The sequence below is a fragment of the Methylophaga sp. UBA5088 genome (genome assembly GCF_002414625.1).
Lineage (GTDB): Bacteria > Pseudomonadota > Gammaproteobacteria > Nitrosococcales > Methylophagaceae > Methylophaga > Methylophaga marina.
In genome coordinates this window covers 58614-66177 of the sequence record NZ_DIAC01000010.1, presented here as the reverse complement: position 1 = coordinate 66177, position 7564 = coordinate 58614, and the positions used below count along the sequence as shown (strand labels likewise).

Sequence of the window (7564 nt, the reverse complement as noted above, 5' to 3'; positions counted from 1 at the left end):
GGTTGCCTGGAACAATCTTAACTACTAAATGCTTAGGAAGAATGTCTACAGTAGGCACAACCTCAAAGCCTGCAACCACAGAACCTAAGTTTTGTGCCTCAGTATTGGCTATACCGCGATAGTCTGCTGGTTGAGAGATTAGCGTGCCTTCACCCACCACACTTGAGCCGCCACGCATCCTCAAACTAATAATCGCAGCAAGCACCTTTTTATTCAGCATGCATTTTCTCCAGGCATAAAAAAACCGCCTTTAGGCGGTCTTGGTTTTGGTTGGTCATTGGATTTATGCTGCTGGAGCTTCCCACTCAGTAAATGTAATTGCAGCCTTACCAATGTCACATTTAATCCATGCTTTTTTAGTTGAAAGCTTTGGGAATTCTTCTGAGCGTTTTAATACTGTTCCCTTGATAGTTTCGCCGGGCTCTGTTGATGCTGTCTCTGCATAACGGCAGGTATCTCCGTCATTGCAAACTAGACCTTCAAGACCGTCAGCCGCGGATATTTCTACCCAACCATCAGCGGGTATTACTTCATATGTAATTGAGGTAGACATTCTTATCTCCATCTAATAGACGTAAAAAAACCGCTTTCGCGGTCTGTGTTTCGGGTAGTTGTTTCGGTTAGTATTGACGGACTATTTTTAGTGCATGGTTATAATCAGTGAGCCATGCTTTATGGCAGTGGTCTTTTTGAAAAAGCCAGAACAAGGTATCAACCATTTTCATTGCTCTATACCATCCTGCATCTGCGTCTAGCTTTCCTTGACGGAAGCATCTGGCACTTATGGACTCGTCAGGATTGCCGCCTAAAAGTAATCCGTTCGCGGCTTGGCTCACTAGAGTCAATGCATTGAAAAAGCGAACACTGGCAAAAGACCTAATCTTGCTAAGTATTGAGCGCATTGAATAAACCCTGAAGTTGTTGGTCTGACACATTAAACTCACTGCAATAGTCATCCATCATTGGATCGTCAATACCCAGATTTTGAGCAGCGTTCCATCTTTGTTCGCGCTTCTTGTCAGCTTCAATGAAAGCCATGAAAGCATCGAACTGGTTCGTATCGATGAAATAGTCGATGGCTTTTAACTTTGATAGCGTTGAATGATTATCTAATTTTTTTTTAAAAATCATCCATGCGGCGTTATTCTCATCAGCAATCTCAGGCGCTCTATCTGTTTGTGGATTTGCCCCTGAACCAATAATCTCACCGTTCAGTCTATGAACAAACATTAGCTTCTATCCTCAATCCAGCCCGTGACAATGACTTTTAGGTTCTGCCCATTTTCTGCAGTTCTTCTCGCATATATTTGTCTTGAGGATCCGATGTAAACATCTATTTCGGCAGCTGAACGGGTAGATTGTGATGACGCGCTAAGCGTATGCATGGTGGTTATATCTGGGTCGACATCTGATTGATTTACACTTGTTATAAGAACTGCTGTAGCCTGACCAGATGGAAGTGACTCATACGAAACAAGCAGCTTAGCTCTCACATTTGGAGGGCAGCTTAAGACACCAGATACAGGGTAAAGCGTTCTTGTTGTACTAGGATTTGTTGCTGAAATATCAGCAACTAGAGCAACTGGTGATATGGAAAGCATGCTTCCATTACCGATAACGCTAACGTTTATCAGGTTTCCATCTGCGTCAGTTGGTCTAATCGCTATGCATTTTATAATCGACCAACCGCTAGGAGGTGTTGCTCCATTCGTAGTCTCAGCATAGACATCTAGCGAACCGTCTGAATCTTTTCTAATGAAAAATATATATACAACCCCTGACGCTGGAAGGGTTCCAACCATGCCACCGTTACCTGTTCCTGCGGAAAATGTAGCGTCCAGTCGCTTTGTCATACCTGCTGCTAGGATATTTGAACCATACCTACCAGCACTAATATCAATGTCATGTTCTAAATCTGTAACATTATTTGTAACGACTAATCCGGACACAATCGGAGTTGATTGATCAGGTGTATTGTCAGCAATGATCTGCTTTAAAGCATCCAAAACATCTGATTCTTGCGCAGTATCTGGAACTCCGCTCGGTGTCACGCCACCTTCGGCTAAAATAGCATCACGACTACCTAAAAAGTCATTCATCCATGCCACTTCTAAAGGTGTACCATCCTCAGATGATGGCGTTGAGTCATTCCTGAAGCTGCCTGTTATATAATCTAAAGATGCAGCATCAGCATTGTCTGGATATGTTGTTTTGACATTTATTGTCATTATTCGCCCCTATATCTTCTTGCTCTGATATCTTCTTGCCCAGCTCTTACTGCATCAGCAGTTGGGGCAGCCCTATAAAAATCTGATTTTTCTGTGATACCTAAAAATTGAACGCCTTGCGGCCTTTGAATTAAGTCTGAATTAAAAAGTGCCCATCTTGTTAGTGGGTCGATATCACCAGAAAACTCAATACCGAATGTCATATCCTGATTATCGAAAACAGAGATGTATTCGATATTTGGAGCTATGATCATCATCTGTTTTAATATGCTTCGGATGGTTGCATCACCATTGTTTTTCGCTATTTTGGCTTTAATTGCAATGCGAAGTAGACCATCTGACATAGTAGAATCAGATGCAGCGGTTTTGGCTGATGCTCTTGAACCATCACCAGCCCTTGCTTGCGTTGATTCAACTGCGTCAGCCCTTACTTGATCAAGCGGAATGTTGGCAATAAACCCACGGTCAATAACGACGATTCTTGCAATGATGTCAAGCTGTTCACCTGCCGCCGTATCAATATCGTATGAATACCTAACCGCTTCAGCCGCAGCTTCTATATCACCGCCTAGTTTACGGGCAATATTCATCCAATCGACTAGCTTCGGCTTAGTCCGATACTGACTGTAAATCCTATCTGGCAGATTCATTAGGCAATCGTCACGGTGATGTTTGATTCAGTCCAACGGCTTAGCTCGTTATATGCAATCGCCTGATTGGTTGTTGCGCCATTAACTGTAAGCGCCGATACATAGGCGTTGCCGTAAGGCTCAATAACATGATTTATTGGTGTATAAAGACTGCTATAAGGCACTGACTCGCCTATTTCAAAACCTCTATTTCTAAACCCGCATGAGGGAGAAGTCATTGACCCGTTAGCAAACTCAAGAAAGGCTTCTTGTATTAGGTTTTCAATGTCTTCCGGTAATTCGTCATTGTCATCAGTCAGCTCAATTGCGATCACCATATCGACATAAGTTGGTCGATTGAAAAGAATTGGCTGTGTGTTTGTTAGATATTCTTCGTCCGTGACGATGACAGTTACATCATCACCAACATCAACTAATTGTGGTCCAGGGTTTTTCTTTAAATAAATAGCATAAGCGACATCATAATCATCACCACCATCTACGATGACGGCCATTGAATGTGCAGGTAAACCGTGTGGATTAAAAACCGGATCAACAGTTGCAGAACCAGTAAAGTTTTCGTAAACCCTAACGCGCCTTACACCTTCTACCGAGTAAAGCTCTCCATATGTTGAACCAACCTGATTTGATCCAGGTCTAGCCACTGAAGCTTTACGCTTTAGTCGTAGAGATGCGTCTCTTTCTTTTGTTGTGCCTGGTGTTGCTGGTGAAGGATTGGTAACGCTCACCACCCCTGACATGGTAGTAATTATTTTAGTCAACGTTCCAGCATCAGCTTGAGTCTGACCGATAACGGTACAGGTTGCTGTAGCGGTGGCCTGCCCTGAACCATCCAAGGTATAAGCCTGATCAATCACCCATCTTGAACCCGTTGTTTCTGATTCAATAATGGCACCGGACAAAACCGTTGCGCCTGGATTGCCACTGAATAACAGCTCAACGTCTGAAGGTGTACCCAGTGATCGAGTGGTGAATGTCAGTGCAGAGACAATATCTAACTCTTTACCACGCGCTTTGTTTGGGTCTTTCGAGTTGTAGGCTTGTTGCAGTGTTTCATCGAGTGCAGAGAACACCTCTGCATCATGAGCCATTTTTAAACCATCTGGCGTTGATGGATCGAGGTTCCAATCAGCATCAATATCTAAATAAAGTTGACGCTCTTCATCGTACCACTCGTTCTGAGTTTTTAACTTATAACCCTGAGCTGTCAACTGTGCCATTGTATAAAACCTCTGTTTCGCCGAATTTTGTTAGCACATAACTTGATACAGTTATGGTTCTTTTTTGCAGGTCATAATCAAGATTGAAAGATAGAAGCCTTACCACGCCAGGTGTTCGTGCAATCCTGTTTCTCAGTAGTGACTCGACATTATTCAAGTTTCCGAATTTGCCAAGTATCTGCTGAAACCATGGCGTGCCGTCTGTTACATCACGGAAATACTCACCCAAGAACAGCTTTAACCGTGTCACGCAGGTTTGTGCAATCTCTTCTCTTCCGGATATAAAAATATCGCCATACGTGACGATATCGCCGTTTTCATCTAATGCTCTTACCGTCATACTGGTGGCCCCGAGTTTCCTGCACCTGGATCAACGCCTGAGTGAACATGATCTTCACCACTGATAGAACCGCTACCCCACACAATGTTTTCAGGTGTAGTGATAAGGCCTTCAGGTGTGATCACAACATTATTAATAGTGACTGTTCCATCAGCCGCCATGCGTATATGTCCTAGACCGTTTTCAATCTCAATGCTGTCATCGTTTTTTAACCATGCGTACTGACTGCCTGATTTGTTTCTCAGCCTGATACCGTTATTCTGCAAATCAGCAAGCACATTGCCATCACTGCGAAACCCAGGAATAAAAAAGGCATCTTGTAAGTCATGCATACGCCCTATTGGGTTTTGTGCAATACCACCTGTGTTTTTCCAGCCATCGGTACAGCGCTGAGAGAACATGATCAGCCCTTCACAGCCTTTATTGATCTCGTATTCAATGCAGTAATCGCCGCCAGGGAAATGCACTGGCACATCAATAATTGGCTTTAGTGCAAACGAAGCACCATTTACGTCAACACGCTCAATACCTACTTGTATTTGTGCACGCTGCTTACTGCCTGAATCAATCAAAGAAATAACATACCCAGGTACGCAGGTATAAACGCCCTTCATTAATTCTCTAAAGGCGGACTCAATCATTCCAGATGAGCTATTCGTGTTAGGTGAATTACTCATCGTAGATATTTAAGCCCTTGTTTATAGCTGTCATTGACTCGCTCAACTGCTTCGCCGCGAGTAATCGTGTCATCATCGTTTTTATCAAGCCCGGCGTTTTGGGCGTATTCTCTCGCGTACTTGCCGACCTTTTGCCAAAGCACGTATGAATCAGCACGATTAATTCCAGCAGGCCACAACACAGCCATATAAGCATCACCTATATTTCTAATGCGGCTTGCATAGTCCTCATAGTAGCGTTCAACATAATCAAGCTGCTGTACCGCTGTCATTCTGGATAAGGCTGCTGTACTGGTGCCTAAATAGCGTGCTGTTGACGGAATGAACTGAATTAAACCTGTAGCACCTGACTTATTAAACGCCGATGGGTCAAACGAGTTACCCGTTTCAAACGCAATGACTGACATGATCCAGTCAGCATTCATACCAAGGTTATTAGCAATTTCTCGAACCTTAGCCCTAAATTCTTTTGATACTTTCGCGCCCCAAACTAATGAGCCAGTTGATTGCTGAGCATCAATGTTTGGTGCTGTCTGTGTTGCTGCCTGTCCCGGCCTAATAGCGTCAATCGTCAAGTCCCATGTATCACCATGACTATCACCTGAGTAAGACATAGCCAGCACGTTATAGAGTCCATTTGCCGACGAGTCACCAGATAAAGGTTGAATAAAGATATTGCCCGTATTAAAGGTACTGAACTCTGACTTAACGTTAATACGGCTGGTTGTACGAATATATGGGTTAATCCGCATATTCACATTGACACCAAGGCCATCAGGACCACGATTAACTTCAGGCATGCCAATCATGCCCGTGTACTGATTCACCTCAAATATCGGCGTGCTACGCGTTTTGCCTTTCCTGGTAATAACCAGCGTTCCGCGCTCATTGACCCATGTAAAATTAAACTGGTAACCGAGATCGTTTAATATCTTGGGTATATCACCATCAGCAATAAACCCACTGATAAATACCGGGTTGTCATTAAACTGCGTTTCGTCAAGCTCAAGGCGTCTAGGCCATGAGTTGGCCAGGTCTTTTAATACATCAACAACCTTTGTGCCTGCGCCGTATGATGCATTGGCAGAGCCTCTATCATTAGCTGGTGAACCTGACTTGCAAAGCATTCTTGTTGCTGTACTTGCGCCTTCCCTTTCTGGCAGTACGTTAGTGATGATTCCGCTAAAAATCTGGTCAACACTGTTTTCAAAACCAGCTCTTAGCGTGATGGTAGAATCTTTACTTATCACATTGCTTTTAGCTAAGTTATACAGCCTGATATCTGCAAATGACTGTGTGTTTTGAGGTGACACAATCACGTCAAAAACAATTCTTAACTGTCTATCGCTACCACCCTTTGCAAACTCAACACCGTCAATGTCAAGTTGCCACCGTCTTAAGTATTGAGCCATTACGGTGTCCAGATTAGAGCGTTGTCGATACCTAAATTATCTAGCGTGACCTCTTCACCGATAAATACGAGTGAACCAATACCAAGCTGATAGCCTTCGATAATATTGGCGTTCGGCTCAAGCATTGCACCGTAAACAAGCGGCGTGCCATCACGGTATAAATCAACTGTCCATGCAGGTAAATCTAGGTATGACACGTAGTTAATAACAAAATCGATGTAGTTGTTACCAAGCTGCATTGAAAACTGCTGATGCGCGTTTTCTGAGCCGGCCAGTAATGGAATGGTGATCATATATCCACCCCGCCATATTGCAGCACTTGTTCAATGGCTGTGGTTTGCGCTGCTGATGGATCAGAACCTACACGCTGACCACTTTTCACATCAGCCGCCGCCGCGCTTTTACATGGATCACCATCGGGAAGTTGCACTTGTGAAGGTTGCAGAATATCTGGCAATCTATCAAGCGTAATCAGTTCTTGCAGTTCAGCAATAAAGATTAAGCCGTTTTCATTCTGTGCATTGCTTGTCCGGCTAATTCTGGTAATCACCATGTTAGCCAGATTTGCATCGACGGTATCTACATCAAAAGGCAGGCCGACTACCATCAAATCAATGAGGAATTGCAGCGCACTTGACGCTCTTGTCTCATTGGAACCAGACAGGAATCCGATAGATAAACCAGCAATGGTCGCAATATACGGGTTGTTACTATCAATCTCTGTAGCTAGTCCGACAAAATCAGTCAGAATCGGCTTGATAGGGTTATTACTAACAGCACCTGTCAGGTAATACTTAATCGGGTTAATGATTCGGTGATCGTTAACCATCGCCCCAGACTCAACCGGATAGCGTGTCAGCTGAATACTCGCATCAATGGTGTCTTCTAAAACAGCATCAAACTCATACCCGGCAAGCTTAGGTGACTGCCGAAATAGTAAATTAATGACACTCATTTATCTGACCGTGGTTGATTGCATGTCGTCGATAGTGGCCTGCTCACGTCTTTCAATAACATTAGTTACTTTTGACTCAATC

At 43.7% G+C, this 7564-nt stretch carries 11 protein-coding genes; all 11 read right to left on the bottom strand.

All coding sequences use genetic code 11. The features are described 5' to 3' along the window. Positions 1-220 (bottom strand): hypothetical protein (locus B4K20_RS01160; RefSeq protein WP_289281580.1); only part of this gene is annotated, 220 nt, incomplete at its 3' end. A gap of 63 nt (positions 221-283) precedes the next feature. Further along, positions 284-553: a hypothetical protein gene (locus tag B4K20_RS01155; RefSeq protein ID WP_289281579.1), complete on the bottom strand. Its 270-nt coding sequence runs from the start codon at positions 551-553 to the stop codon at positions 284-286. 332 nt (positions 554-885) lie between these two features. Then, on the bottom strand, positions 886-1230 hold the full coding sequence (locus tag B4K20_RS01150) for a hypothetical protein (protein WP_289281578.1): 345 nt from the start codon (positions 1228-1230) through the stop codon (positions 886-888). Then, positions 1230-2228, bottom strand: a complete 999-nt coding sequence (locus B4K20_RS01145; protein WP_289281577.1) for a hypothetical protein — start codon at positions 2226-2228, stop codon at positions 1230-1232. The genes B4K20_RS01150 and B4K20_RS01145 overlap by 1 nt, the downstream gene beginning before the upstream one ends. Further along, positions 2228-2878, bottom strand: coding sequence for a DUF2612 domain-containing protein (locus tag B4K20_RS01140; RefSeq protein WP_289281576.1), 651 nt, complete (start codon positions 2876-2878; stop codon positions 2228-2230). The genes B4K20_RS01145 and B4K20_RS01140 overlap by 1 nt, the downstream gene beginning before the upstream one ends. Beyond that, positions 2878-4098: a baseplate J/gp47 family protein gene (locus B4K20_RS01135; RefSeq protein WP_289281575.1), complete on the bottom strand. Its 1221-nt coding sequence runs from the start codon at positions 4096-4098 to the stop codon at positions 2878-2880. Before B4K20_RS01135 ends, B4K20_RS01140 begins: the two co-directional genes overlap by 1 nt. Further along, complete coding sequence (locus B4K20_RS01130; RefSeq protein WP_289281574.1) at positions 4070-4438, bottom strand: hypothetical protein; 369 nt, start codon at positions 4436-4438, stop codon at positions 4070-4072. Before B4K20_RS01130 ends, B4K20_RS01135 begins: the two co-directional genes overlap by 29 nt. Further along, entirely contained in the window at positions 4435-5115 is a 681-nt protein-coding gene (locus B4K20_RS01125) for a Gp138 family membrane-puncturing spike protein (RefSeq protein WP_289281573.1), read from the bottom strand. The genes B4K20_RS01130 and B4K20_RS01125 overlap by 4 nt, the downstream gene beginning before the upstream one ends. Then, positions 5112-6527, bottom strand: coding sequence for a transglycosylase SLT domain-containing protein (locus B4K20_RS01120; protein ID WP_289281572.1), 1416 nt, complete (start codon positions 6525-6527; stop codon positions 5112-5114). The genes B4K20_RS01125 and B4K20_RS01120 overlap by 4 nt, the downstream gene beginning before the upstream one ends. Beyond that, positions 6527-6820, bottom strand: a complete 294-nt coding sequence (locus B4K20_RS01115; protein WP_289281571.1) for a phage baseplate plug family protein — start codon at positions 6818-6820, stop codon at positions 6527-6529. The genes B4K20_RS01120 and B4K20_RS01115 overlap by 1 nt, the downstream gene beginning before the upstream one ends. Then, positions 6817-7482: a phage baseplate protein gene (locus tag B4K20_RS01110; protein ID WP_289281570.1), complete on the bottom strand. Its 666-nt coding sequence runs from the start codon at positions 7480-7482 to the stop codon at positions 6817-6819. Before B4K20_RS01110 ends, B4K20_RS01115 begins: the two co-directional genes overlap by 4 nt. Positions 7483-7564: the final 82 nt, after the last annotated feature.

Bases quoted from the DNA above. Each gene is read 5' to 3' on its own strand.
- B4K20_RS01155 (WP_289281579.1), bottom strand. From the start codon at position 553: ATGTCTACCTCAATTACATATGAAGTAATACCCGCTGATGGTTGGGTA.
- B4K20_RS01125 (WP_289281573.1), bottom strand. From the start codon at position 5,115: ATGAGTAATTCACCTAACACGAATAGCTCATCTGGAATGATTGAGTCC.
- B4K20_RS01110 (WP_289281570.1), bottom strand. From the start codon at position 7,482: ATGAGTGTCATTAATTTACTATTTCGGCAGTCACCTAAGCTTGCCGGG.
- B4K20_RS01120 (WP_289281572.1), bottom strand. From the start codon at position 6,527: ATGGCTCAATACTTAAGACGGTGGCAACTTGACATTGACGGTGTTGAG.
- B4K20_RS01130 (WP_289281574.1), bottom strand. From the start codon at position 4,438: ATGACGGTAAGAGCATTAGATGAAAACGGCGATATCGTCACGTATGGC.
- B4K20_RS01145 (WP_289281577.1), bottom strand. From the start codon at position 2,228: ATGACAATAAATGTCAAAACAACATATCCAGACAATGCTGATGCTGCA.
- B4K20_RS01135 (WP_289281575.1), bottom strand. From the start codon at position 4,098: ATGGCACAGTTGACAGCTCAGGGTTATAAGTTAAAAACTCAGAACGAG.
- B4K20_RS01115 (WP_289281571.1), bottom strand. From the start codon at position 6,820: ATGATCACCATTCCATTACTGGCCGGCTCAGAAAACGCGCATCAGCAG.
- B4K20_RS01150 (WP_289281578.1), bottom strand. From the start codon at position 1,230: ATGTTTGTTCATAGACTGAACGGTGAGATTATTGGTTCAGGGGCAAAT.
- B4K20_RS01140 (WP_289281576.1), bottom strand. From the start codon at position 2,878: ATGAATCTGCCAGATAGGATTTACAGTCAGTATCGGACTAAGCCGAAG.